Here is a 25445-nt window from a genome sequence, read left to right as displayed (position 1 = left end):
GCCGAAATTGCCTTCAGTGACCGCCGCACCGGTCCTGCCGGACCGATCAGACGGTCGCGCGTGCGACGAACTCCGCCTTGATCCGCACGGTCCTGTGCACGTCGCGTCCGCCGTGCAGGCGTTCGGTCAGCAGGCGGGCGGCCGCACGGCCCACGTCTGCCGCCGGATACCGGATCGTCGTCAGCCGGGGCCTCACCAACGATGCGAAGGAGGCGTCGTCGTGGCCGACGAGCGCCACGTCACCGGGGATGTCGATGCCCATCTCGTGGGCCTTGTCCATCGCGCCGACGGCGATGACGTCGTTGCTGCAGAAGACGGCGTCGGGTCGGTGCGGCCGGCTCATGAGTTCCTCGAACCCGGCAGCTCCGGCTTGACGGGTGTGCTCGCCCCTCACCACCAGCTCGTGCGGCAGCGGCATGCCGTACTGGAGGGCCAGGGAGCGCAGGAGCTCCAGACGCGGATCCCCGCCCGTCGCGTCCCGGGGGCCCGCGATCACGGCTATGCGCCGGCGCTGTGCCGAGGCGACCCGCTCCAGGGCGCTCCGGGTGGCCGCCCGCGCGTCGGGCGTCACGAGGTCGAGCGGACCGAACGAGACGTCGGCGCTGACCACGACGGGTATTCCGGCGTCCGCGATCAGCTGGAAGTCCTGCGGCCGCAGCCGGAACGGCGTGATCACGACCCCGGCGAACCGCTGCTGCACCGCCTCGGCCAGCAGCGCACGCTCCTCGTCGCGCCGCGCCCAGGTGCTGCACACGACCACGTGCAGTCCGAGCCCCCGCAACTCCTCCTGCAGAGTGGCGGCGAGTTGCGCGAAGAACGGGTTCGCGATGTCGGACACGATCAGCGCGACGAGACTCGACCTGCCCGTCCGCAGGCTGCGTGCCGTGGCGTTCACGGAGAACCCCAGATCCGAGATGGCGCTTTCGACCGCGGCTCGGGTCTCGGGTGCGACCGGGCGCTTGCCCGACAGAACGTACGAGACCGTGGCGGAGGACACTCCGGCCACACGAGCGACATCGGCCATGGTGACCCGCTCCGGCACGCTACCCCTCCCTTTCGGAAGGTCACCCTACTTCACCAGGCCGAACGCGGTGAAAGCGCTCTCGCGGCAGGACACCGGAGCGCGCCGCGCCGGGGGAGGACGGCGCGGCGCGCCCGATCGCGGTGCCGGAGCGAGGCGTTCGGGCCGCCCGTGCACCGCCGCCCTCGCCACGGCAGCTGTCAGGCGAGGACTCCCCGAGGGGCCGACGAGCGCCGCGTGCCGCAGCCACCCGGCGGGGTGCTCTCGCGCACCACGACCACGCCCCCGGGAGGCACCCGCGCCTCGCCCTCCAGGATCTCGGCGTCCGCCAGGCCCACGCCGTCGACCGCGACCGACACGGTGTCCTCGGTGTGATTGATCAGGAACAGGTACGACCCCTTCCCGCCCACACGCCGCACCGCCTCCACGCCCGGCGGGGTGGACGCCGCGGGAGTGACTCCGGCCTCGTCGCACAGCGCACGCACCACGGGGAGCAGCGCGTCCGCCGACAGCCGGGCCGCCGTGTACCAGCCGACGCCCTGCCCGAAATCGTGGCGCGTCACCGCGGGACCACCGCGGGCCGGACCACCCTCGGGGCCGTCGGCGAAGCCGAGGACCGTGCGGCAGCCGCGGGACTCCACGCGTTCCGCCCATTGGCGCACGCCGGTGCCGTCCTCCAGCCGGACCTCGTCGTCGGGTCTCAGGGGCAGGTACTCGTCGACGACGAGGCCGAGCGTCTCCCGCAGCGCGCCCGGGTGGGCGCCGGGATGCACGCGGTCGTACGCGTCGACGACGCCGCCGAAGCAGCCGACCGCGAGGTGCCCGCCCCGCTCGACGTAACGGGTGAGGTTGCCGGCATCCTGCCCTGACAGGAGGTAGAGGCCGGGCGCGACGACGGCCCGGTACGACGTGAGGTCGGCGCCCGGAGCGACGACGTCGCAGGTGACGTTGAGCCTCCAGAGCGCCTCGTACCAGTCGCGCACCGCGTCCAGGTAACGGAACTCGCCGGAGGGGCGGGCCTGGAGTTCCAGAGCCCACCAGCTGTGCCAGTCGAACAGCACGGCCACGTCACCGGCCACATGGGTGCCGGCCACTTCACGGAGGGACCGCAGTTCGGCGCCGAGCGCGGTGACCTCCTTGAAGACGCGGCTGTCGGTTCCCGCGTGGGGCAGCATCGCGGAGTGCCATTTCTCCGCCCCCGCACGGGACTGCCGCCACTGGAAGAACATCAGCCCGTCCGCACCCCGCGCCAGGTGGGTGAGGCTGTTGCGTCGTGTCTCACCCGGCCGCTTCGCCACGTTGACCGGCTGCCAGTTGACGGCGGAGGTGGAGTGTTCCATGAGCAGCCAGGGCCGGCCGGCGGCCATGCCCCGCGCGAGATCCGCGTTGAGTGCCAGATCGATGTGTCCGCCGGGATCGGCGGCGGGAAGGTAGTGGTCGATCGAGACGGCGTCGCACTCGGCGGCGAAGGCGTATCCGTCGACCTTCTTCTCCAGCGTCCCCATCAGGTTGGTCGTGACGGGGATGTGCGGAGCGGCCCGGCGCAGCAGGGCCGTCTCGGCGCGATGCCGTTCGAGCAGGGCGTCCGACGAGAAGCGGCGGTAGTCGAGTTCCTGTCCGGGGTTGCGGAACGCGGTCGTGTCACGAGGAGGATCGATCTCCTCCCACTCGCCGTAGCGCTGACTCCAGAAGTCGGTGCCCCAGGCCTCGTTGACCGCGTCGAGTGTTTTGTACCGGTCCCGCAGCCAGGCCCGGAAAGCTCCGGCGCTGGTGTCGCAGTAGCAGAGCGCGTTGTGGTTCCCCCACTCGTTGTGGACGTGCCACAGGGCGAGCGCGGGGTGGTCGGCGTAGCGGGACGCCAGTTCCGCGACGAGGGCGTCGGCCGCTCGGGCGTAGGCGGGGCTGCTGGGGCAGAAGACCTGCCTGCTGCCTTGCGCCAGCCGGGTTCCGGAGGCGGTCACGGGCCTGGCATCCGGGTGCATACGCGTGAACCAGGGCGGCGGGGCGGCCGTGGGGGTGGCGAGGTCCACGGCGATGCCGTGACGGTGCAACAGGTCCATGACCTCGTCGAGCAGGTCCCATGTGCGGACACCGGGTCGTGGCTGGATCCGGGACCAGGAGAACACGCCGAGGGTGACGAGGTTGACGCCCGCCCGGCGCATCAGACGGGCGTCCTCCGCCCAGGTCTCGCGAGGCCACTGCTCGGGGTTGTAGTCGCCGCCGTAGGCGATGCCGCCGAGGCGGCGGGTGAGGTCGGCCAGGGAGGGGTTCATGACTTGACGGCTCCGGCGGCGAGTCCGGCGCGCCAGTAGCGCTGCAGGAGGAGGAACGTGAGCACGATGGGTACGACGGACACCAGGGCGCCGACGATGGTGAGCGTCTGCAGCTCGGGCAGGCGGCTGGTCTGGGACTGCCAGGTGAACAGGCCGAGCGTGACGGGGTAGAGACGCTCGTCCTGCAGCATCACCAGGGGGAGAAGGAAGTTGTTCCAGATGACGACGAACTGGAACAGGAAAACCGTGACGAGCGCCGGGGACATCAGGCGCATCGCGATCGTGCGGAAGATCCGGAACTCGCTCGCGCCGTCCATGCGCGCGGCCTCCACCACTTCGTCCGGGACGGACGCGGCGGCGAAGATGCGCGAGAGGTAGACGCCGAAGGGGCTGACGACGCTGGGCAGGAACACGGACCAGAACGTGTTGGTGGCGTCGAACTCGGCGAACAGCAGGAACAGCGGCAGCGCGAGCGCGGTCGCCGGCACGAGCACCCCGCCGAGGATGACCGAGAACACCGCTTCACGGCCCCGGAACGCGTACGTGGCCAGGGCGTAGCCGGCCGCGGCGGCGAGCACCGTCGCGACGGCCGATCCCGCACCCGCGTACAGCAGGCTGTTCAGCAGCCATCGGGAGTACACGCCGTCCTGGTGGTCGAAGAGCGCGGCGAGGTTCTCACCGAGGTGCCACCGGGCCGGCAGGAGCCCGGGTGTCGTGACGAGGTCGCCCTGGCTCTTGGTGGACGACACCAGCAGCCAGTACACGGGGAGCAGCATGTAACCGGCGATCAGGACCATGAAGACCATGGCGATCACGGTCGAGGCGCCCGCACGGGGCCTGCGGCCGGCCGCCGCCGAGGGAGCGTGGGACCCGTCGGTGCGGGTGAGGATGCTCATGCCTGCCCCCGGGAGGTGAAGCGGAGGAACGCGAAGGACAGTGCGAACGTCACCACCGCGAGCAGGACCGACAGGGCGGCCGCCTCGCTGTAGTTGTCCCCGGATGCCAGGGAGTAGGCGGCGAGGTTGGGCGTGTAGGTGCTCGTCACGCTCGTGGCGATCGACCGGAAGACCTGTGGTTCCGTGAAGAGCTGGAAGGTGCCGATGATGGAGAACACCCCGGTGAGTACGAGGGCGGGACGGATGATCGGGATCTTGATGCGCAGGGCGACGGTCCATCCACTCGCACCGTCCACCCGGGCGGCCTCCCCGATGTCGGCGGGCACGGCCTGCAGGGCGGCGTAGAGGATCAGCATGTTGTAGCCGGTGTACGTCCAGGTCACGACGTTGCCGATGGACCACAGGATCGCGCCGGGCCCGAGAAGGTCGACGTGGGTTCCCGCCGAGTGCAGCAGGTCGACGACGGGCGACAGCCGCGGGTCGTAGAGGAAGGCCCACATCAGTGCGGCCACGACACCCGGAATGCCGTATGGGACGAAGTAGACCAGCCGGAAGAAGCGCTTGGCGCGTGCGACGGCCGAGTCCAGGAGCAGGGCAAGGACCAGGGCCAGCAGGAGCATGACCGGGATCTGGACGAGAGCGAACCCCACGACACGGAGCACGCTGTCGGCGAAGAAGGGCTCCTTCACGACCGCCGCGTACTGGTCGGATCCGGCGAAGACGGAGTGGGTCCGGCCGAAGGTCCCGCCGGTGCGCTCGGTCCTGTGCAGGCTCTGCCAGAACGCGTATCCGACCGGCGCGAGGGTGAAGAGGACGAAGGGGATGAGGAAGGGGGCGAGGAAGGCGTAGGGGGCGAGGGTGCGGCGCGGGCGGCGGCGCGCCCCGGCCGGTGTTCTGGTGGGTATCACGTGGTGGCAGCCTTTGCGGGTGCTGTTCCTCGCCGCCCGCGCGGGCGGCGAGGAGTCACAGGGAGGGTGACCGGTCCGGTCAGCCGGTCACGTCGAGCGACTGCTTGCGTAGGGAGTCCACGCTCTGTGCGCCGGTGCGCTCGAGCACGTCGCCGAGGGTGCCCTTGCCGCCGATGACGTCGGCGGTCCCGTCGCTGAGGTAGCGGTAGGTGTCGGTCATCGTGGGGCCCCACGTGAAGTCGGTGTCCACGTCGGCCGAGGCCTGGGCGAAGACGTCGAAGATCTTCTGCTTGCCGTAGAAGTCGACCGGCTGCTCGAGGGCCGGCAGGTCGAGGCCGGCCTTCAGAGCCGGGTAGAGACCGCCTTCCCGGTTGAGGATCGCCAGGGCCTCGGGGTCGGAGTTGAGCCAGAGCGCGAACTCGGCCGCCTCCGCCGGGTGTTCGCTGCCGCCGAGCACCGCCGTGGTGGAACCGCCCCAGTTGCCCGCCTGCCGGTCACCCGCCTTCCACTGCGGCATCGGGGCGACGGCCCACTTTCCGCCGGTGCTCTTCGCGTTGTCCCGGATGGTGCTGTAGCCCCATGCCGCGCTGATCCAGGTGACGACCTCGCCGTCGTTCCACGCCTTGTACAACGCGGGGGAGAAGCCCTGGAGGTCGGTGGCGACGAGCTTGTCGTCGATCATCTTCTGCCAGTAGTCGGCGACCTGACGGCTTTCCGGCCGGTCCACGGTCACCTTCCACTTGTCGCCCTCGCGCTCGAACATCGTGGCCTTGTTCTGCCACAGGAGGCCGGTGAACCAGTTCGGGTCGGTCTGCGAGTAGTGGGTGATGTACTTGCCCGCCGTCTTCAGCGTGCGGGCGTCCGCCGCGTACTCCTCCCACGTGGTGGGCGCCTTGAGGCCCAGCTTGTCGAATATGTCCTTGCGGTAGAACAGGGCCATGGGGCCGGTGTCCTGGGGCACGGCCCAGACGCCGTCCTTGCCGTCGGCCCCGAACTCGACCTGCGACCACGTCCAGTCCACGAACTTCTGCCCGGCGTCGCTCACACCGGGGCAGGCGGAGATGTCCCGCAGGCCGCTCTTCATCCGGAAGCTGGCGAGTGAGTCGTACTCGATCTGGCCGAGGTCCGGGGCCTTGTCCGCCTTGAGGGCATTGGAGAGGTTCTGGTAGGTGCCGGCGTTGCCGGAGGGGGTCGTCTTCAACGTGACCTGGACGTCCGGGTTCTTCTCGTTCCAGACGTCGACGGCCTTCTGCATGCCCGGCACCCAGGACCAGTAGTCCAGCGTGACCTTGTCTTCGGACGGCTTGCACGATGCGGAGTCCGCACCGCCCTGATCGCCGTCGCCGCTGCCGCACGCCGTCGCGGCCGTGAGGGCCAGCACCGCCACGCCGAGCGTGCAGCGCCTGGCCAGGGAAGTGCGATCGCGCATCGCCATGAGGTTGCTCCTAACACCGGGATGCCGCTCCGACGAAGCGGTGGGCGCAACATTCACAACAGGAATCGACAGAAGTCAACAGGTTCGCTGGAACTCGTCACTTCCGAGTCCCCTTCGTGACCTCTTCCGGCTCGATGCTGAGGGGTGGTCAAATGCCTCTGACCTGCTGTGTTTACGTCAGCCCCGACTGATTCCCCGCAGTGTCTCGCCTTGCGGAATCGATTACGTTACGGTGTGCCGACGTCGCCCCGGGAGGGGCGAACCTCCGGGCGGCCGAGGCGGATTGCGGGATGGTGGCAGAAGGGGGTGCTTCTCCTGCCGGGCGTGAGGGGCTACTTCGGCCTCGGTCGTCCGGCCCGGGTGCGGTCGGCCGGGAAGGGCGGCCCGGCCGTGGCGACATCGCCAGGATGGCGCCGCCTCGGGGGCTGACCTGTCGCAGCGCTGACGGTGCGGAACCCATCGGCGCGCGGCCCGTCAGCTCTGTTGGTCGCGGCATCGGAAGGCGTGCAGGAGGCATCCGGGTGCCCCGGCGCCAACCGGTCGACGGGGAGTCGCCCGTCGTCGGTGCGCGCCACCGGTGCGTCGGGCGTGGATTCCGGCTATCGCGAGCGGGTGGAGGCCGCCTTCAGGGCGTTCATCCGCTTGCGGGCCCGGTACGCCGCGGCTTTGATCTTGTTGCCGCACGGGTCCATGGCGCACCATTCCCGCCGCGACCCCCGGGAGCGGTCGATGTAGACCTGTGAGCACTCGGGGTTTCCGCATTCCTTGAGCAGTGCCGCCTCGGGGCCGCCGAGGACCGACACGGTGTCCTGTGCGATGGCGGCGAAGGCCTGGGCGGCCGACGGGTCGACGACGTGCCGCTGTCCGTCCGGGGTGAGCTGCGGGACGGGTGCCGGCCTGCGGGCGTAGTCGTTGACGAGCGTCAGGGTGCCCTGGTCCGGGGTCCTGTCGGACATCTTCGCCAGGATCAGGTGGTAGACGGCCTCCCGGAGTGTCCAGGCCTCGCGGAGGTCAGCCGCGTCGCACGGGATGTCACGGTCCAGGATGCCGCTCTCGCGGAACCACACGCTGAGGGCCAGAGGTGAGTGCATGTCTTCGCGGGGCTCGGACCTGTGTCGATAGCGCAGTGTCCCTGCGAAGTCGAGGGCCGGGGCGCCACCTGCGAACGCGTGCATCATGTCACCACTCTAAATGGTGACATTTGGCGATGCAAGAAGTCGCCCGCAGGGCCCGTGCCCTCGTGCGGGGCGGCTGTCGCCTGATTCCCGGCCTCAAGGAACACCTCCTGCGTCACCGCCTTGACGGGTGACGTTCTGCGTGTGACTGTACAGGAGCGACGCATGGCGCGACCGCGGACGGACAAGCAGAGAAGGCAGTCGGATGGTGGACACAGGCACACGATCACTGAAGAGCAGTAATCCGCTCCTCCGACAGTGGATGACCCGGGGCGACACCTCCGGCGGAGCGGCGCGCCCCACCGCCGTGGCGGGCGGGAGGGGTGTGGTGACGCCGTCGCTGGCCACGATCGACCTGCGCAAGGACGCCGGAGCCGCCTACGGCCCCGGATCCGCCCCCTCCGCGCGAGGTGCCGACGGGATCATGACGATGGACGACGTGATCGTCCGTACGGCCATGACGCTTGGGACGGTCGTCCTCGCGGCGGTCCTGTCCTGGGTCCTGCTGCCGGTGGATCCGATGCGGATCGGTACGTCGTACGGAATCGCCGGCGCCGCCGCCCTGGCCGCCTTCACGCTGTCCATGGTGCAGGCGTTCAAGCGCCGGCCGAGCCCGGCTCTGATCCTTGCGTACGCGGCGCTCGAGGGCGTGTTCCTCGGAGTCGTCTCCGCCACGGTCTCCACCTACATCGCCCCCGGCACGGTCATCCAGGCCGTCCTGGGCACGATGGCGGTCTTCGCCGGAGTGCTGATCGCGTACCGGCTGGGCTGGATCCGCGTCACCCGCCGCTTCTACGGCTTCGTGGCCGCCGCGGGCCTCGGCTACGCGCTGCTCACCCTGGCGAACCTTCTGTTCTCCGCCTTCGGAGGCCACGACGGACTCGGCTTCCGCAGCGGCGGTCCCGGCATCGCCTTCGGCCTCCTCGGCGTCGTACTGGCGGCAGCGTTCCTGGCCCTGCACTTCAAGCAGGTCGAGGACGAGGTCCGGCACGGCGCTCCCCGTGAGGACTCCTGGCTCGCCGCCTTCGGGCTCACCCTCACCCTGGTGTGGCTCTACGTGGAACTGCTCAACCTGCTCACCCTGGTGCGGGAGGAGGACGTCTTCTGACCAGCGGCTTGCCGCCGGGGCACACGTCGCCGGGGCACACGTCGCCGGGCCGCGGGCCCGGCAGGACGGGCGGCGCGGGCCGGAGCGCGCGGGCCCCTGTTCCGCGCCGGGCCCTGTTCCGGCGCCGGGCGGGCAGCGCCGGGGCGCGGCCGGCCTACGGCTTCGGCCCGGCCGTGCGCAGGTAGCCCTGCTGCGCCGCGTGCACCCCCGCCTGGAAGCGACTGCGGGCTTCCAGGTGCCCGAGCAGGCCCGTGGCGATGCGGCGGGCGGTGCGCGGGGAGACTCCCAGCCGCTTGGCTATCGCCTCGTCCGTGTACCCCCGGGCGAGCAACCGCAGCGTCTCCTGCTGCTGGCGGGTCAGCGCGTCCTCCTCCTGCTTCTCCTCGCGGCCCAGCGGTTCCGCGCGCTCCCAGACACTGTCGAACAGTGCCTCCAGGGCGGCGATGAGGCCCCGCCCGCCCACCACCAGCGCCCCCAGCGAGGAGTCCTGGTCGTCCAGTGCCACCAGCGCCAGACGGTGGTCGGCGATGATCATGCGGGTGCTGAGGGACGGCGCGGTACGGACCTCGGCGCCCAGTGAGGCCAGCCAGGTCACATGGGTCACCGTGGGGGCGTGGTTGTGGATGCTGTCCAGGTAGACCGTGCGCATCCGCACCCCGCGCCCGAGCAGCCGCTGGTTGAGCGGGCGGGAGGCGGTCATGTTCTCCACGGTCTGCGCCCCGCCCGTGGCGAAGGTCCGGATCTCCTCCTCCACCTCCTCGTGCAGCCGGGCCAGGTAGTCCCGTACGTGGTCCACGCCGTCCAGGTGCACCACCGGGGGCCCGCCCGTGACGGGGTCCGAGGCGGGCAGCCTGCTGAGCAGGTCGGCCACCGCCGCCTCGCCCGCCCGTACCTGCTGTTCGCGCGCGGCGAGTTCGGCCCGCTGGCGGGCCAGCAGCGTCTCGAGCGCGAGCTTCGGATTGACCACGTGGACGCGGTGGGCGCCCTCCCCGGTCGCCGGCCGGACGAGCGACAGATCCGTCAACTCGCTCAGTACGCTGTCGAACTGTTCAGGCGTCAGGTCAAGACGCTTGCAGTGTTCCGGGGCCGTCGCGTGTGGATCGCAGAGCAGCGCGCGGTACACGGCCTCCGCCGTGGCATCCAGACCCAAGGGGCCGAGCATCGCCTCTCCTAGCCAGGAGACAGGCGCCTTCGTGGTTCGTCGGCGCAGGTCACGATGGATTGTCTTCGACTCTCCGATGATGCTTCGGCAGAGATCATGACACGGCCGCGCCGCTTCGGGCAGGGGGCCTTTCGCGCCAATGCGGCGGTCTCACGAGGGCTGGACGGAAGGGGCCATGGCCTCATCGGTCCACGGGCCCGACCTTCACCGTTGCATCGCTTCATACAAAACTCGCCCTGCTGCAGACCGTTTCCCACAGACAGTCGGAAGGCTCCTCATATGACTCGCCTCCACCGCGCTTCCTGTCCGGGACTCAGATCCCTCGTCCTCGCCGGGATCGCCGTCGTCACCCTCGCCGTACCGGCCCAGGCCGCGACCGGGGCTCCTGCCGGCGCTGCCGTGTCCACCGGTTCCGTTCCCGCCGCCGCGAAGTCCCCGGCCGGCTGCGACTCCGGCCATGTCCGCCCCTCTGCTCCCCCCGGCCCGCCGGTGCACGGCCGGGGCCGACACGACTTCGGCTGGCAGTAGGCCGGGCGGCTACGGCACCGTGCGGGCCGTTGGGGCCGAGGCGAGGTACGAAGGGGAGGCGTCGAGAGTGCGATTCCAACTGCTCGGGCCACTGAGCATCACCGACGGGCGGGAAGTCGTGGTCCTGCCGCCCTCCAAGCCGACCGCTCTGCTGGCGGCACTGCTCATCCGCCCGGGCTCCGTGGTCTCCACCGAGCACCTGCGCGGAGTCGTCTGGGGTGAGGAGCAGCCGGCCACCGCCAAGGCCGCGCTGCAGAGCTGCGTCCTCAGGCTCCGTCGGATCTTCGCCAAGTACGGCATCGAGGACCAGGCGGTCGTGGCCGAGGCCGGCGGTTACCGCATGAGCGCGGACGCCGACACCCTCGACCTGCTGCATTTCCGGCAGCTCGTCGACCGGGCCGGCGCCTCCGGCGACGAGTCCGAGCTCTACACCCTGCGCCAGGCCCTCGCGCTGTGGCGGGGCCCGCTGCTCGCCAACGTGCCGTCCGACCTGCTGCACCGCGATGAGGTGCCCCGGCTCGCGGAGGAGCGGCTGCGGGTGCTGGAGCGGGTCTGCGACATCGAACTGGATCATGGTCGTTGCCGCGAGACACTCGTTGATCTTTGGGAGGTTACGCGCGTATACCCGGGCCACGAGCGGTTCGCCGAACAGCTGATGCTGGCGCTCTACCGCACCGGCCGGCAGAGCGAGGCGCTGGCGGAGTGCCGCCGGATCAAGGGGTACCTGCGGGACGAACTCGGCGTCGGTCCGCGGGCCGGCCTCCAGCGGCTCGAACTCGCGATCCTGCGAGGGGAAGAACTCGGCGGCATCGACGCCGGCCGTGCGCCCGACTCGCTCGCACCGGACTTCCGGAGGGGCGGCGCCGCGTCCGGGGCAGGCGCGGCGGCTCTCACCGTGGAGCCGGTCCGCCCCGACGTGCGGGGTGGCGGTGCCGGGCTCGCCCCGTTGCCCACGGTGCCCTGCTTCACCGGGCGTGAACGTGAAGTCGCTCTACTCGCACAGCTGTTGACGTCGCATCCGGAAGACGCAGAGCGTGCGACCTTCGCCGTTCTCTCCGGTGCGCCCGGAATCGGCAAGACCGCGCTCGCCCTGCACGCCGCCCACACGGTCGCCGCCCACTACCCCGGCGGCTGTGTCCTGCTCCCCCTCACCCGTCCCGACGGCACCCCTCAGCCCGTGCGTGAGGCCACCGAGCATCTGCGGAGGTCGCTCACCGCCCCGGTCACCGGGCGCGGCCGGGCCTTGCTGATCCTGGACGACGTCGTCCACCCCGACCAGGTACGCGCGTTGCTCACCGCCAACGCGGGGGGCGCCGCCATCATCACCAGCCGGATGGGCCTCGCCGCCCTCGTCGCCACGCACGGTGGCACCGTGCACCGGCTCGGCGCCCTCGAGCCGGGGGAGTCCTTCGCCCTGCTCACCGCCGTTCTCGGGCGTGAACGGGTGGGGAGCGAACCCGCCGCCGCCCGCCTGCTGGCCTCCGTGTGCGGGCACCACCCGCTCGCCCTGCGCATCGCCGCCGCCCGCCTGCTCACCCGTCCCCGGCTGCCCCTGGCCGACTGCGCGGACTGGCTGCGCCGTGATCTGCCCGCCCGGCTGACCCTGGCGGACGACCCGCGCATGTCGGTTCCGCTGACCCTGGACGAGGCGCTGGAGCGGCTCCCCCCGGCGTTGGCAGAGGCGCACCTGCGACTCGGGGCCGGAGCATCGGGTCCGCTGACCGCCATCGGCGCGGCCGACGTCCTCGGTGTGCCGGAGGAAAGGGCCGAGGAGGTGATGGAGCGCCTTCTGGACGCCGGCCTCCTGGAGGAGGACCGGGCCGGGGCGTTCTGGATGCACGACCTGCTCCGGGCGCACGCCCGGCACACCACGGCATCCGGCACGAATGACGCGCCGACTGCCCTGATGCGCCCGCCCCGGCGTGCGGAGATTCCCTCGGTGGGCAGCACCCCCGCGCTGCGCTGACGCGGACCCGCCCCATCCGGCCCCCGCCGGACCGACGCCCACCACGCGCCACTTCGCTCACCACGAGTCCCGACCGCCGGACCGGCGGGCACCGGGGTCCGTGCACGCGTCACCACGACACCGCACGGCATTCGGCGCCGGCACCGCAAGGCACTCGGCACCACCACCACCGCACGGCACTCGGCAACCGCTCGGCGCTCAGCACCACAACCGCACAGGTCCCGACCCCGGGCCGCCCCCCGCCCCCGAACAAGAGGTGTGACGCACGCATGGCAACCACAACGCCGTACGCACAGACCGCCGGGACCCGGCCGCGAGTCCGGCGCGACGTCCTGTTCACCGAGACACCCAGCGGGGTGATCTTCCACAACGCGGACGGCGGGTTCCAGCTCACCGCCAAGTCCGGTTACCGGTTCGCCACACTTCTCGTGCCGCACCTGGACGGCAGCCGGACCGTGGAGGAGATCTGCCAGGGCTTCGGGGAGCGGCAGAAGGCGATGGTGGGCGAACTCGTCACGGCGCTCTACGCGCGTGGCTTCGCGCGTCCGGTCCCGCCGCCCGTGGAGGACCCGGCCGGCGTTCCCGCCGTCCCCCCCGCCGTCACCTCACGCTTCGCCGAGCAGATCGCCTACATCGACCACTACGCCGACGACGCGGGTGCCCGGTTCGCGCGCTATCGCACCACCCGGGTGGCGGTCCTCGGCGACGGCCCGGTCGCCCGCTGGTGCGTGCTGTCCCTGATACGCAACGGCTGCGCCGGTGTGGCCGTCGCCCCCGCGCTGCTCGACGGCTCCGGAGGCGTCGCCTCCGACGCGTTCGCGACCGCCTTGCGTGAAGCGGCCGAACTCACCGGCCAGGGCTGCCCCGTGGAGCTGGCGGCCCTGCCGGACACCACGGCCGGACCGGCGGGCTGGGCGGCGTACGAGGGGTACGACGTCGTGGTGGCCGCCGCCGGACCCGGTGTACCCGCGACCGTGCTCGCCCTGCTGCGGGAAGGCGTCCCCGAGGGCCGGACGCTGCTGCCCGCCTGGACGTTCGGGCACCGTGCCGTGGTCGGCCCGGTGATGACCGCGGGTTCGACGGGGTGCTGGTCGTGCGCGGCCCTGCGCCTCGGCGCCCCCGGAAGTCCCGAAGGGGCTGCCGCCGACCTGTGGAGCGGCCTCGCGCTGGGCACCGGCACGTCGGGTGCCCAGCCGGCGGGGCCGCTCGCGGCCATGCTCGGCAACCTACTGGGCTACGAGGTGTTCCGCCTGCTCACCGGGGCTCTTCCGCTCGAGACCCGGAACAAGCTGCTCATCCAGGACATGGCCTCGTTCGACGTGGCCTCCGAGCCCCTGCTGCCGCACCCCCGCTGCCCGTTCTGCGCCCCCGTCCCCGTCCCCCCGGAGCCGGTCGACCTGTCCTCGGCCCCGGCGCGCCCGGCCTTCCTGCCGACCGTGGCCACCGCACCGGACGACGACGCCGCCCAAGGCCCGCTGGCCGAACTGGAGCGCCGGTCCGCGCTGGTCCACCCGCACGCCGGGATCTTCACCCAGTACGCGGACGAGCCGCTGACGCAGACCCCGCTGAAGGCCGGTTCCGTGACCCTCGGTCTGGGCCCGCACGGCCTGCGTACCGTCACCGCCTTCGATGTCCACCACACCGCAGGGGCCCGGCTGCGCGCGCTGAACGCCGCGGCGGCCGTCTACGCCGAGCACGTGGTGCCGGCGACGCCCGCCGTGGACGACACGGTGCCCGCGGTGGACCCCGCAACCCTCACCATCGCCTCGGGCACCGGCCTCGCGGCCCCCACCGCCTGGAGCACCGCCACCTCGCTCGTCACCAAGGAGCAGCTGCGGGTGCCCGCGGGGGCCGTGCGGCCCTTCGGCCGCGACAACGCCGGCCGGCGCTTCGAACCCACCCGGGCCGGCGCCGGGGCCGGGGCCGACCTGCCGGAGGCGGCCGGCTGCGGCCTGCTCTCCGCACTCGCCCATGACGCCCTGTGCCGGGCCGTGAGGCAGATGGGGGAAGTGGCCGTGATCCCGCACGAGGCGCTCGGTGACGACCCCGAGGCGAGGTTCCTCCTCCGCTCCGCCGCCCACCTGGGGTCGGCCGTGGAACTGCTCGACCTCGGCGAAAGCCTTCACTCGGGCGCCCACGTCGTGCTGGCCCGTACCGCGGGGCCCGCCCGGTGGGCGGTCGGCGCGGCGCTGGACCGTGCGGGCGCCGTCGTCGACGCCGTCCGGGACCTCCTCGGCGAGGCGCAGTACGCGGCCGACGCCGAGGGCGGGGCCGGAGCCGCGCCCGACACCGGTGACCCCCTGCTGCGCGACCTGGACGCGGCCCTCATCGCGGTCACCCGCTCCGAACCGGCGCCGCCCGCACCGGCCACTGAGTGGACCCGCGTCCTGGACCGCCTGCGTGCCGCCGGCCGCGACGCCCTGGTCGTCCCCACGCACGCGGCCGACCTGCCCACCGCCGGCATCTTCACCGTGCGCGTCCTCCTCACCCGGACTGTCACCCATGCGGGCTGACACCTCCGCTCCGGCGGAGACCCCCGGGACCACCGCGCGGGCAGGGTCCGCGCGCCGCTTCGCCGCGGCTCTGAACGGCGCCCTCGGCGAGGTCGCCCCCAACGGGCCGGCGGCGACCGTGATCCCGCTCGGTGTCCGCGACGCGTACGGCGCGAAGCAGGCGGCCGGCCCGGCGCCGCGGAAGACCGGCCTGGCGTCACGGAAGGCCGAACCGGCGCCGCAGGAGGCCGGCCCGGCGAGGCGGGACGCCGTCCCCGTCCACCTGTACGGGCGGCAGGTGCTGGTCGGGCCCTGGCCCCGCGACGCCCGGGCGGCCGGCTGCGGGACCTGCCTGGCCCGCCGTTGGCAGGGCGTGCGCTCCGTGCCGCTGCGCGAAGGACTCGAACTGCGCTCCGGCACACGGTCGGTGGGCGCGTGGCCGTATGCCACGCCCTTCGCGGCGGCCGCTGTGGCGGCGCTGCTCGCCGGGCTCGCGAGTGCGGAACCGGACCCCGGGCCGTACCCCAGGGTGTACCTGATGGACCTGGACGGCATGACCGTACGCAGCCATCCGCTGGTCCCCGACCCGGAGTGCCCCGACTGCGGGGCGCCCCGGCCGGACACCGCCGAGGGCGCCGGCCACGCCCCCGAGCCCGCGCCCAAGTACCGGCCCGGCAGCTTCCGGGTGCGGCGGATCGAGGACTACCCGCTGCCCCTGGACGCCTACGCCAATCCGTACTGGGGTGCGCTCGGCCCGTCGGTCATCTGCGACGTGGCCTCCACCACCACGTCCGCGACCGTCGGCTGCTTCTCCACCCGCTCCGGGGAGTACCTGCGCGAGACCTTCTGGGGCGGCCACGCGGGCACCTTCGCGCACAGCCGGCGCATCGGCGTCCTGGAAGGGCTGGAGCGCTACGCCGGGATGCGCGCCCGGGCGAAGACCACCCGGCTCACCGCCTCCCTCGACGACCTCGGCCCCGACGCCGTCGACCCCCGCGAAACCGGGCTCTACTCCGAGGAGTTCCACCGCGCCAACCCCCGGGTGCGCCCCTTCACGCCGGACCGGGAGATCCCCTGGGTGTGGGGCTGGTCCCTGCGCGACGCCAAGCCGCGCCCGGTCCCCGAGATCCTGGCCTATTACCACGCCCCCGGGCTGGAGAACCGCTTCGTCCAGGAGAGCTCCAACGGCTGCGCCTCCGGCGGGAGTACCGAGGAGGCGGCCTACTTCGGCCTGATGGAGGTCGTGGAGCGCGACGCCTTCCTGCTCGCCTGGTACGGGCAGGTGCCGCTGCGGGAGATCGACCCCGGGACCAGCGTCCGGCCCGCGACCCGGCACACCGTCGACCGGCTCGCCATGTACGGCTACCGGGCCCGCTTCTTCGACACCCGCATCAGCTTCCCGGTCCCCGTCGTCACCGCCGTCGCCGAACGGTTCGACGGGGGAGTGGGCCGCATGTGCTTCGGGGCCGGCGCGGGACTCGACCCGGAGTCCGCGCTCGACTCGGCGCTCTGCGAGATAGCGACCGACTCGGTCAACCTGGTCGGCCGCACCCGCCGCGACGAGTCCCGGCTGCGCGCCATGGCAGCCGACTTCGACCGCGTCACCACCTTGCACGACCACCCGCTCGCCTACGGTGTCCCGGAGATGGGGCGGCACGCCGACTTCCTGCTGCGCCAGGAGACCCCGCGGCCCGCGCTCGCCGTGGCCGACCTGGTGTGGCCGGACGCCGCCGGCGCCCCCGCCTCCACGGACCTGCGCGAGGACCTGCTGCGTGCGGTCGGCGCGGTCACGGCCGCCGGCTACGACGTCGTCGTCGTCGACCAGACCCTGCCCGAGCAACGCGCGGTCGGGCTGCACACCGTGAAGGTCCTGGTGCCCGGCCTCGTCCCCATCGACTTCGGCTGGTCCCGTCAGCGCGCCCGGCACATGCCCCGCATGCGCGCCGTCCTCGGGGCCGCCGGCCTCAACCCCGCTCCGCACCCGTTCCCGTGACGGCCCGTCCGCACCGTCCGCCGATTCGAAAGGGGGCCGCCCCGATGGGGTACGCCCACGAGTACGCCGACGCCGTCCTGCACCGGGGCCGCGTCCCGATGGAGCCGGCGGACTTCCTGCCCGACTGGTCCGACGGGCCACGCAAGGGCAAGTTCTACCCCGGCGTGAGCCCTCACCGCCTGCCCGACGGCGACGGCCTGCCCGACGTTCCCGTCGCCTGCGGCCTGCTCCCGGCCCTCGCGCCCGCGCAGGATCCGGCCGCGGCAGCCGACCCGGCGGGCTTCACGCTGCCGCTGCTCTCCGCCATGCTCAAGGACTCGTACGGGCTGACCGGCCGCCGTCTGGGCGTCCAGGCCAACAGCGACCTGTCCGGCCTGCCCTTCTACACCCACGCCAACTGGTCACGCGGGACGGCGGGCGGTGGCGGGCTCTATCCGGTCAGCATCTACTGGGCGGCCGGCCCGTCCGGCCCGCTGACCCCCGGTATCCACTACTACGACGTCCAGCGGCATGCCGTGCAGCGGCTGCTGACCGGTGACGTCTCGGCACGGATCCGCGAAGCCCTCGGCCCGGACGCGCCCGCCGACGCGCTGGAGACCGACCAGTACCTGATCCTCGGCGTCAAGTACTGGCAGAACACGTTCAAGTACAACAGTTTCTCGTACCACGTGGTCTCCACCGACCTCGGCACACTCGTCCAGACCTGGCGGATCTGGGCAGGCGCCCGGGGACTGCGGACCGCGCCCGTCCTGTGGTTCGACGAGCCCCGGCTCAACGGGCTGCTCGGCACCGCGGGGGAGGAGGAGGCCGTCTTCGCCGTCGTCCCGCTGCGCTGGGCGACCCCGTCGGGGACCACGGCGACGGTGACGGCCCCCGGACCCGACCCCGCCGTCCGGCACCGGGACGTCGAACGCTCGCGCACCGTCCTGGACTTCCCGACCGTACGGGCCATGCACACCGCGACCACCGCCCACGCCGCCCGTCGCCCCGCTCCCGGCGCACTCGCCCCGGCCGCCGCCCTCCCGGTGCCCGCCGGGGGCACCCGCGTCGCCCTGCCCGCCGCTGCCTTCCCCGGCAAACCCGTACGCCGGACCCTGCGCGAGCGGCGCAGCAGCTTCGGCCGCTTCGACGCCGCCCGGCCGCTCACCCCGGCCCAGCTCTCGTCGGTCCTCGCGGCCTGCGCGGCGACCTCGCTGGAGAGCGACGCCGACCCCGAGGGCACCGTCCGGCAGGCACGGCTCTACGCCTTCGTCAACCATGTGACGGGCATCGAGCCGGGGGCCTACGCCTACGACCCGGAGGCGGGCGACCTGAGGCTCGTCGAAGCGGGCCACCAGGGCGCCTTCCTCCAGGAGAACTACTTCCTGGCCAACTACAACCTCGAGCAGGCGGGTGCCGTCCTCGTGCCCACCGTCCGGACCACCGCCGTCCTCGACGCGGTCGGGGACCGCGGCTACCGGCTCGCCGTCGGTACGGCGGGCGCCGTGGCCCAGACGTTCTACGTCGCCGCGGCGGCCCTCGGGATCGGCGCGGGCGTGGCGCTGGGCTTCGACAACATCTCCTTCATCGAGAAGCTCGGCCTGGCCGGGGGCGACGAAGCGCCCCTCCTGATCATGCCGCTCGGGAACGAACGCCCCCGGCCCGCCGACTTCCGCCACGAGATCGCCTGACGGGGAGACCTGATGACCCTCTTGACGTCCGACACCCCTCCCGCCGGGACCACCCGGTGGGAGCCCGGCCGGCGATTCATGCTCCGGGCCGCCGGACTGCCCGTGGAGGCGGTCCACGGACTCCGCAGCCCCCGCACCCGGCGGTGGGCCGACGAGATCCTGGCCCGGGAGGAGCGCCTCGCCCGCGACGGCGCCGCGCTGAGCGACCTCCTGCACGGGCTGGTCCCGGCCGCGGACGCCGTGGGCGGTACCGCCCGCCGGAGCCTGCTCGCCCTTCGCCGGCAGGTGTACAACAACCGTCTGCCCGCCGACCCCCCGGCCTCCGTGCGCCTGGTCACCGGGCTCGACAAGGCCGTCGGCGACCGCACATCGGACTGGCTCGCCGAGCGGGCGCTCCACGCCGGGCAGCTGGAGCAGCGGGCCGCCCTGTGGGGCGAGGAAATGCGCCGCGCGCGCGCCGAGTTGCGCAGGTATCTCTCCCATGACCGATTCCGCAAGGGCTTGTTGCTCGCCTCACCCGCCCTGGACGGCCGGATCGACGGCTACCTGGCCGACACGCGGGCCGAACCCGGCGGCCGGATGCGGAAGATCGAGCGGTCCGCGCTCACCTACCTCTACCGCACCGCGTGCAAGACCAGCCCCTTCTCCACGCTCACCGCGATCGCCGCCGGTACCTTCGACGGCGAACCGGCCGACACCACAGCCGCCCTGCGGGTCGGCGAGGAGTGGACCAGTCACGTCCGGCTCAGTGTCGTCGCCCTGAACCGGATCGCCGATCTGGTCCTGGCCGACCCGGTGCGCCGCCAGGACCTGCCCGTCGTGCTCTCCCCGGGCTGGGCCCGCGACGCGGACCGCGTGCGCTACGTACGCCAATGGGTGACCGCCGGGGACGACAGCGCGGCCGTGACCTTCGACGCCGTACGCGACCGGCTGTTCTACCTGCGCACCAGCGGCACCCTGGAGCGGCTGCTCACCCTGTTCGCGGGCCGCGACGGGCTTCGTCACCGCGACCTCGTCGACTGGCTGAGCGCCGAGCACGGCGCCGATCGCCGGGAGTGCGAGCGCTACGCCGCTGCGCTCCACCAGCTCGGCATGGTCCGGGTGCCGGGGCTGCGCACCGACGTGCACACCCCGGACCCGCTGCGCTCCTTCCAGGAGGCCCTGCGCGGGCTGGGGGTGCCCTGGGCCGACACCGCTGCCGACAGCCTGGACGGCCCGGCAGCCTGCCTCGCGGCCTACCCCGCCGCCGACGTCCGCACCCGCCGGACGCTGCTGCGCACCCTGCGCGAAGGACTCCTCCAGGCGCAGAGGGACCTCGGTGCCGCCGAACCCGCCCTCCCGCAGACCCTGTTGTACGAGGACGTCAGCGCGGGGGGCGACCTGGTCTGTGCGCCGGGCCTGCTGGCCGGGGAGACCGGGCGGGCCCTGCGGGCGGTCGAGAGCATCCTGCCGATTTTCGACATCACCCTGCCCCAGCGCATCACTCTGCGCGGCTTCTTCACGGCCCGCTATGGGCGCGGCGGACGCTGCGACGACCTGCTCGGACTGGTCCACGACTTCCATGAGGACTTCTTCGACCAGTACATCTCGTTCACCTCCAAGCGCACCGCCTTCGACGACGACGGCGCCTACGTCCCGGAGGAGAACTGGCTCGGCCAGAGCGCGCTGCGGACCCTGGACGACGCCCGCCGCGGCTTCGTGGCCGGCATGAGGGAGCTGTGGGCCGAGGAGGGGGCGGCGGAGGAGGTGCAGCTGCCGGACGGCCTCCTCGCCACGGTGGCCGGCCGACTCTCACCCCTGACGGCCGGGTTCACGCCGCAGAGCCACCACATCCAGGTGTCGGGGCCTGTCCCAGGGCACCCGGAGGGCCCGTTGGTCGTCCTCAACCGCTCGTACGGCGGACTCGCCTTCCCCTTCAGCCGTTTCACTCACGCCTACGACACTTCGGACGGCCCCGCCGGTGCCGGTCTCTCCGCCCGGCTCCGGGACGAGCTGCGCGAACGGCAGCCCCACGGCGCGGTGTTCGCCGAAGTGACGGGCGGCACCGTCACCAGCAACCTGAATCTGCACGGCAGGATGACGGACTATCAGATCGTGTGCCCCGGTGAGACGTCCACCGTCCCGGAGGCCGACCGCATCCACCTCGACGATCTCCACCTCGTCCACGACGAAGCGGCCGACCGCCTCGTGCTGCGCTCGCGCCGGCTGGACCGCGAGGTCATTCCCGTCTACCTGGGCTACCTCGTCCCGGTGGCGCTGCCGGAGATCCCCCGCACCCTGCTGCTGATGTCTCCCAGCACCATGACGCCGACCGACCTCTGGGGCGGTGTGCCGGACGGCCCTGCCGTGGACGGCGTGACCCGCCGTCCACGGGTGGCCCACGGTGACGTGGTCGTCAGCCGCCGCAGCTGGACGGCTGACGCCGCCACCCTCCCGGTCCGCCGTCCCGAGGCGGACGAAGCGCTGTGGTACCTGGACTGGCAGCGGTGGCGCCGCGCACACGGACTGCCCGACCAGGTCTTCGCCACCGTGCACGGCACCGGCCGCCGCACCCCGGGCGCCAAGCCGCTGTACGTGGACTTCGACAGCCCCCTCTCCCTGACCGCCTTCGACGCCCTCGTGGACCGGACACCGGGCGCCTCGGTGATCCTGCGCGAGATGCTGCCGACCGAGGACGGGCTGCACCTGACCTCCGCGCACGGCCGCCACGTGGCCGAACTGGCCGTCGAGACCTTCACCACCCGCCCCTCCCGCACCGAGGACGGCCCCACATGCCGGAACTGACCGCCCCCCGCCCCGCCACCGCCTCCCCGGCCGCCGAGCAGCCCGGGGAGTGGATCGCACTCCACGTCTTCTACGCCGCCAGCCCCCAGCCGATGCTGGTCGACTGCGTCCGCCCGCTCGTGGACGGGCTGACCGCCGACGGACTCCTCGCGGGCCACTTCTTCATCAACTACTGGCTGGAGGGCCCGCACGTCCGCCTCCGGCTCCGCCCGGCCCGCGCCGAGGACGCGCCCGAGGTCAGGCGCCGGGCGGAGGAGGCGCTCACCGGCTTCCTCCGCAGCCGTCCGGCCCTGTACGAGGTCGACTCCGGCTTCCTGAAGGACTTCTACAACGCGCTGTTCGACATCGAGTTCCCCGGCGAGGACCGTGCCCGTTTCATGGGTGCGGACGGCCGGATGAACCTGCGGCCGAACAACTCCTTCAGCCACGAGCCCTACGCCCCGGAGTACGCGAAGTACGGCGGCCCGGCCGGGGTCGAGCTCGCCGAATGGCACTTCCGGCACTCCAGCGACCTGGTCATCGACGCGTTCCGCACCATGAACCTGCATCTGCGGACGGTACTGCTCGGCACTTCCGCCCAGCTGATGATGGTGATGGCGAGCTGCTTCCTGCCCGAGGAGGATCACCTCGCGGACTATCTGGACGGCTACTACGCCTTCTGGCACCGGGCCTTCCCCGGCACCGGTTTCATCGGTTCCCAGGAATACGAGGCCAGGTACGCGCGGACGGCCCCCCAGCTGGGGAGCCGGTTCGCCGAGATCCGCGCCGCCGTCCGGAGCCGCGAAACGGGACGCCTGCCGCGTTTCCTGCGCGGCTGGGCCGAACACTGCCTCGAACTGCGAGGCCGTATCGAGGATCTCGTGACGCGGGGTGACCTGGCCTTCCCGGTCCGGGAAGGGCCCGCACGGGAGGACGCCGGGCAGGAGCGCACGGAACCCGGGGGCGTGGTTGTGCTGGAGGTCGTCACCCATGTGCCCGCCGTGCTGCCGAGGCTCCTGTCCCCATACATGCACATGACCAACAACAGGCTCCACGTGACGATCCGCGACGAGGCCTACCTGTCCTTCATGCTGGGCCAGGTCCTGCGCGAGCCGGTCCAGGCGGCCACGCGGAAGGCGGCCGGGGCATGAGCGCCACCCCCGGCGTGCCCGCTCCCGCCGCCCGCAGCGCGGCCCGGGCCCACCGCCCCGTGCTGCGGGCCGGTGTCCGGATCGGCCCGCCCCTGCTGCGCGGCCCCCGCACCGTGCACCTCATCCGGCACCCCGTCACCGGGGCCGTGTCGGAAGTGGGGACGAGGGAACACTTCGTCATCTCCCGGCTCGACGGCACCAGGAACCTGGACGACCTCGCCCCCGAATACGCCGCCCGCTTCGGCCGCCGGCTCGCCGAGGAGAGCTGGAACCGGCTCCTGGGCCTCCTCGGCGCGCGCGGCCTGCTGGAGGGCGCCCCCGACCCACCGCCGCCGGCACACCCCGCTCCTGACGTCACCTTCTGGCGCGGCACACGCCGCATGGTCGCCGACGCCGACGCGACCACCGCGCGACTGCACCGGGCGCTGCGCCCCCTGCTGCACCCCGCCGTCCAACTGCCGCTGCTGGCCGCCGTGTCGGTCATGGCGCTGGTCCTCGCCGTGCACGCGGCTGAACTCGGCCACGGCGCGGCGGTGCTGATCCGGGACCCCGTCGTCCTGGGAGCCGCCGCGCTGTTCCTGTGGTTCAGCATCACCGTCCACGAACTGGCCCACGGCGTCGCCGCCCAGCACTTCGGCGGACACGTAGCCGAGATCGGCCTGAGGTGGCGGTTCCCGGCCGCGATGCTGTACTGCACCGTCGACGACTACCTCTTCATCCCCGGCCGCCGCGCCAGACTCGTGATCGCCGGCGCCGGCGCGTACGTCAACCTGGTCCTGCTGCTGCCGTTCGGGATCTGGTGGTCCACGCTCCCCGCCACCGATCCTGCCCGCCCCCTGCTCGCGGGACTGCTGCTGCTCGGCGGTATCCAGGCCCTCAGCAACCTGGTCCCGCTCCCGCCGCTGGACGGCTACCGCATGCTGGGCCACCTCCTCGGCACCGCCCACCTCGCCCCCGAGACGCGCACCTACCTGGCACTGCGCCGGGCCGGCTCCGAGGCAGCTTCCGCCTACCCCCGCCGCGCCCGGCTGATCTACACGGCGTACGGCGCCGGGTCGGTCCTCCTGATCCTGCTCGCGGTGACCGGCACCTGCGCGGCGGCGCTCCTGCTGCTCGCATGACCCACCCGCGCGACCACGCCCGACCCGAAGGAACCACGCACCACATGAGTGAGGAAGAGGCCATGCGACCCACACCCGCCACCGTCCACGTGCAGGGGGTCTCCAAACGCTACGGCGACCGGCAGGCCGTGGACGACGTGTCCCTCGACATCGGCCGGGGCGAGTTCTTCGGGCTCCTCGGCCCCAACGGAGCGGGCAAGTCGACCCTGGTGGAGATCATGGAGGGGCTTCGCCGGGCCGACACGGGCTCCGTCGCACTGTTCGGCGAGTCCCCCTGGCCCCGCAACACCGCCCTGCTGCCCCGCATCGGCATACAGACCCAGTCCTCGGCCTTCTTCGTCCGGCAGACCGCCCGCGAGCACCTGAGCACCGTCGCCGCGCTCTACGGAGCCCCGCGCGAGGCGGCCGAGGCGGCCCTCGACTCCGTGGGGCTCACCGGCCGGCGGGACGTGCAGGTGGAGAAACTCTCCGGCGGCCAGCGCCAGCGGCTCGCCATCGCCTCCGCGCTCGTCCACGGCCCCGAACTGATCTTCCTGGACGAGCCGACCGCCGCGCTCGACCCGCAGGCCCGGCGCGACCTCTGGGACGTACTGCGCTCACTGAAGGAGCAAGGCCGCACCATCGTCCACACCACGCACCACCTGGACGAGGCGCAGGAGCTCTGCGACCGCATCGCCATCCTCGTGGACGGCCGGATCGTCGTCACCGACAGTCCGCACGCCCTCGTGGACGCCTCCCGGGCACCGAGCCGGCTGCTGCTGCCGCTCGGCCGGCTGGACGAACGGAAGGCGGCGGACGTCGCCGGCGTCGACCGCGTCACCGTCCAGGGCGGCTCACTCGTCCTGGAGACCCGTACCACCGGCCGGGTGCTCAGCGCGCTCGACCGGCTCGTGGGCCTGGACGGGGTGCAGACCCGCACCCCCAGCCTGGAGGACGTCTACCTCGACCTCACCGCCGGAGCGACCCAGAGCCCCCACACCGACCGCAGCATCCCCGAGACCACCCCGGAGCGCCGGCCATGAGCGCGTACGCCGCACTGACCGCAGCGGGCTACCGCGCCCAGGTCCGCGACAGGACGACCCTGTTCTTCACCTTCGCCTTCCCGCTCCTCTTCCTCGTCGTCTTCGGCCTGATCTTCCGGGGCCAGGCCGTCGAGCAGAGCGGCCTGTCCTACATCTCGTACACGGCCGCCGGGGTGCTGTCCTGGGGCGTCGCCAACGCCGCAGTGTTCGGGATCGCGTTCACCCTGATGCAGTGGCGCTCCGACGACATCCTGCGGCTGATCCGGATGTCCCCGGCCCCGCTGTCCGCCGTGATCGGATCCCGCTACGTCCTCGCGCTGGGTGTGGGCCTGGTGCAGTCGCTGCTGTTCGTCGGAGTGGCGATGCTGCCGCCGTTCGGCCTCGAACCCGCATCCGGATGGCCCTTGCTGGTCCCGGTGATGGTGCTCGGCATCACCACCTTCCTCATGCTCGGCGTGATCATCGGCTCGTTCGCCGACACGCCCGAATCGGTCGCCGCCGTCGCCAATTTCCTGATGCTGCCCATGGCGTTCCTGTCGGGATCGTTCTTCCCGCTGGACGCCATGCCCACCTGGCTGCAGAAGATCTCCCTGGTCATGCCGCTGCGCTACCTCAACGACGCGGTGTCCCACGCACTGACGGGCCGGGGCGACGGCTCCGACGTCGCCGTGGGCTGCGCCGGACTCGCCGCGTTCGCGCTCGTCCTCGGCGTGATCGCCGTCAGGACGTTCCGCTGGACGAGGTCCTCGTGAGCGCCCCCG

General features: G+C 72.5%; 17 protein-coding genes. 10 read left to right on the top strand and 7 right to left on the bottom strand.

The window, feature by feature from the left end; all coding sequences use genetic code 11:
• Positions 1–46: 46 nt before the first annotated feature.
• The 6 genes from OHT61_RS00945 to OHT61_RS00920 all read right to left on the bottom strand — a co-directional run bounded on the left by OHT61_RS00945 (position 47) and on the right by OHT61_RS00920 (position 7711).
• Entirely contained in the window at positions 47–1024 is a 978-nt protein-coding gene (locus OHT61_RS00945; RefSeq protein ID WP_329034111.1) for a LacI family DNA-binding transcriptional regulator, read from the bottom strand.
• A gap of 197 nt (positions 1025–1221) precedes the next feature.
• Entirely contained in the window at positions 1222–3294 is a 2073-nt protein-coding gene (locus OHT61_RS00940) for a beta-galactosidase (RefSeq protein WP_329034110.1), read from the bottom strand.
• Positions 3291–4190, bottom strand: a complete 900-nt coding sequence (locus OHT61_RS00935) for a carbohydrate ABC transporter permease (protein ID WP_329034108.1) — start codon at positions 4188–4190, stop codon at positions 3291–3293. The genes OHT61_RS00940 and OHT61_RS00935 overlap by 4 nt, the downstream gene beginning before the upstream one ends.
• The gene (locus OHT61_RS00930) at positions 4187–5098 is read right to left on the bottom strand and encodes a carbohydrate ABC transporter permease (RefSeq protein WP_329034107.1); all 912 of its coding nucleotides are present in this window, start codon (positions 5096–5098) and stop codon (positions 4187–4189) included. Before OHT61_RS00930 ends, OHT61_RS00935 begins: the two co-directional genes overlap by 4 nt.
• Positions 5099–5177: 79 nt before the next feature.
• Complete coding sequence (locus OHT61_RS00925; protein WP_329034105.1) at positions 5178–6527, bottom strand: ABC transporter substrate-binding protein; 1350 nt, start codon at positions 6525–6527, stop codon at positions 5178–5180.
• A 605-nt stretch (positions 6528–7132) separates the two neighbouring features.
• Complete coding sequence (locus OHT61_RS00920) at positions 7133–7711, bottom strand: CGNR zinc finger domain-containing protein (RefSeq protein ID WP_329034103.1); 579 nt, start codon at positions 7709–7711, stop codon at positions 7133–7135.
• A 226-nt stretch (positions 7712–7937) separates the two neighbouring features.
• Here OHT61_RS00920 and OHT61_RS00915 point away from each other — a divergent pair, with 226 nt between their 5' ends.
• The gene (locus OHT61_RS00915; protein ID WP_329043039.1) at positions 7938–8816 is read left to right on the top strand and encodes a Bax inhibitor-1/YccA family protein; all 879 of its coding nucleotides are present in this window, start codon (positions 7938–7940) and stop codon (positions 8814–8816) included.
• A 154-nt stretch (positions 8817–8970) separates the two neighbouring features.
• On the opposite strand, the gene OHT61_RS00910 is transcribed toward OHT61_RS00915, so the two are convergent.
• Complete coding sequence (locus tag OHT61_RS00910) at positions 8971–9978, bottom strand: helix-turn-helix transcriptional regulator (RefSeq protein WP_329034102.1); 1008 nt, start codon at positions 9976–9978, stop codon at positions 8971–8973.
• 595 nt (positions 9979–10573) lie between these two features.
• Between OHT61_RS00910 and OHT61_RS00905 the strand changes: the two genes are divergently transcribed.
• From OHT61_RS00905 to OHT61_RS00865, 9 genes are all read left to right on the top strand, one after another.
• Complete coding sequence (locus OHT61_RS00905) at positions 10574–12472, top strand: BTAD domain-containing putative transcriptional regulator (RefSeq protein ID WP_329034101.1); 1899 nt, start codon at positions 10574–10576, stop codon at positions 12470–12472.
• 269 nt (positions 12473–12741) lie between these two features.
• Positions 12742–14985 (top strand): TOMM precursor leader peptide-binding protein, encoded by a 2244-nt coding sequence (locus OHT61_RS00900; RefSeq protein WP_329034100.1) that lies wholly within the window; start codon positions 12742–12744, stop codon positions 14983–14985.
• A complete protein-coding gene (locus OHT61_RS00895) occupies positions 14975–16957 on the top strand; it encodes a TOMM precursor leader peptide-binding protein (RefSeq protein WP_329034099.1) in 1983 nt (660 codons plus the stop codon). Before OHT61_RS00900 ends, OHT61_RS00895 begins: the two co-directional genes overlap by 11 nt.
• A gap of 44 nt (positions 16958–17001) precedes the next feature.
• Positions 17002–18627 carry a nitroreductase family protein gene (locus OHT61_RS00890; RefSeq protein WP_329034097.1) on the top strand — a complete coding sequence of 542 codons (1626 nt, stop codon included), beginning with the start codon at positions 17002–17004 and terminating at the stop codon, positions 18625–18627.
• A gap of 12 nt (positions 18628–18639) precedes the next feature.
• Positions 18640–21411 carry a lantibiotic dehydratase gene (locus tag OHT61_RS00885; RefSeq protein WP_329034096.1) on the top strand — a complete coding sequence of 924 codons (2772 nt, stop codon included), beginning with the start codon at positions 18640–18642 and terminating at the stop codon, positions 21409–21411.
• Complete coding sequence (locus tag OHT61_RS00880) at positions 21399–22541, top strand: lantibiotic dehydratase C-terminal domain-containing protein (protein ID WP_329034094.1); 1143 nt, start codon at positions 21399–21401, stop codon at positions 22539–22541. The genes OHT61_RS00885 and OHT61_RS00880 overlap by 13 nt, the downstream gene beginning before the upstream one ends.
• Positions 22538–23662, top strand: a complete 1125-nt coding sequence (locus OHT61_RS00875) for a metalloprotease (RefSeq protein ID WP_329034092.1) — start codon at positions 22538–22540, stop codon at positions 23660–23662. The genes OHT61_RS00880 and OHT61_RS00875 overlap by 4 nt, the downstream gene beginning before the upstream one ends.
• A gap of 44 nt (positions 23663–23706) precedes the next feature.
• Positions 23707–24684, top strand: a complete 978-nt coding sequence (locus tag OHT61_RS00870) for an ABC transporter ATP-binding protein (protein WP_329034091.1) — start codon at positions 23707–23709, stop codon at positions 24682–24684.
• Positions 24681–25436 (top strand): ABC transporter permease, encoded by a 756-nt coding sequence (locus tag OHT61_RS00865; RefSeq protein WP_329034090.1) that lies wholly within the window; start codon positions 24681–24683, stop codon positions 25434–25436. The genes OHT61_RS00870 and OHT61_RS00865 overlap by 4 nt, the downstream gene beginning before the upstream one ends.
• Positions 25437–25445 lie beyond the last annotated feature (9 nt).

The sequence above is a fragment of the Streptomyces sp. NBC_00178 genome (genome assembly GCF_036206005.1).
GTDB lineage: Bacteria > Actinomycetota > Actinomycetes > Streptomycetales > Streptomycetaceae > Streptomyces.
Note: the sequence above shows the minus strand (reverse complement) of the source record. Positions and strands in the feature narration are given on the sequence as shown.

Coding starts and splice junctions, on each gene's coding strand:
- OHT61_RS00870 (WP_329034091.1), top strand. CDS start 23,707: ATGAGTGAGGAAGAGGCCATGCGACCCACACCCGCCACCGTCCACGTG.
- OHT61_RS00940 (WP_329034110.1), bottom strand. CDS start 3,294: ATGAACCCCTCCCTGGCCGACCTCACCCGCCGCCTCGGCGGCATCGCC.
- OHT61_RS00885 (WP_329034096.1), top strand. CDS start 18,640: ATGACCCTCTTGACGTCCGACACCCCTCCCGCCGGGACCACCCGGTGG.
- OHT61_RS00910 (WP_329034102.1), bottom strand. CDS start 9,978: ATGCTCGGCCCCTTGGGTCTGGATGCCACGGCGGAGGCCGTGTACCGC.
- OHT61_RS00875 (WP_329034092.1), top strand. CDS start 22,538: ATGAGCGCCACCCCCGGCGTGCCCGCTCCCGCCGCCCGCAGCGCGGCC.
- OHT61_RS00865 (WP_329034090.1), top strand. CDS start 24,681: ATGAGCGCGTACGCCGCACTGACCGCAGCGGGCTACCGCGCCCAGGTC.
- OHT61_RS00880 (WP_329034094.1), top strand. CDS start 21,399: ATGCCGGAACTGACCGCCCCCCGCCCCGCCACCGCCTCCCCGGCCGCC.
- OHT61_RS00895 (WP_329034099.1), top strand. CDS start 14,975: ATGCGGGCTGACACCTCCGCTCCGGCGGAGACCCCCGGGACCACCGCG.
- OHT61_RS00935 (WP_329034108.1), bottom strand. CDS start 4,190: ATGAGCATCCTCACCCGCACCGACGGGTCCCACGCTCCCTCGGCGGCG.
- OHT61_RS00945 (WP_329034111.1), bottom strand. CDS start 1,024: ATGGCCGATGTCGCTCGTGTGGCCGGAGTGTCCTCCGCCACGGTCTCG.
- OHT61_RS00890 (WP_329034097.1), top strand. CDS start 17,002: ATGGGGTACGCCCACGAGTACGCCGACGCCGTCCTGCACCGGGGCCGC.
- OHT61_RS00925 (WP_329034105.1), bottom strand. CDS start 6,527: ATGCGCGATCGCACTTCCCTGGCCAGGCGCTGCACGCTCGGCGTGGCG.
- OHT61_RS00920 (WP_329034103.1), bottom strand. CDS start 7,711: ATGATGCACGCGTTCGCAGGTGGCGCCCCGGCCCTCGACTTCGCAGGG.
- OHT61_RS00900 (WP_329034100.1), top strand. CDS start 12,742: ATGGCAACCACAACGCCGTACGCACAGACCGCCGGGACCCGGCCGCGA.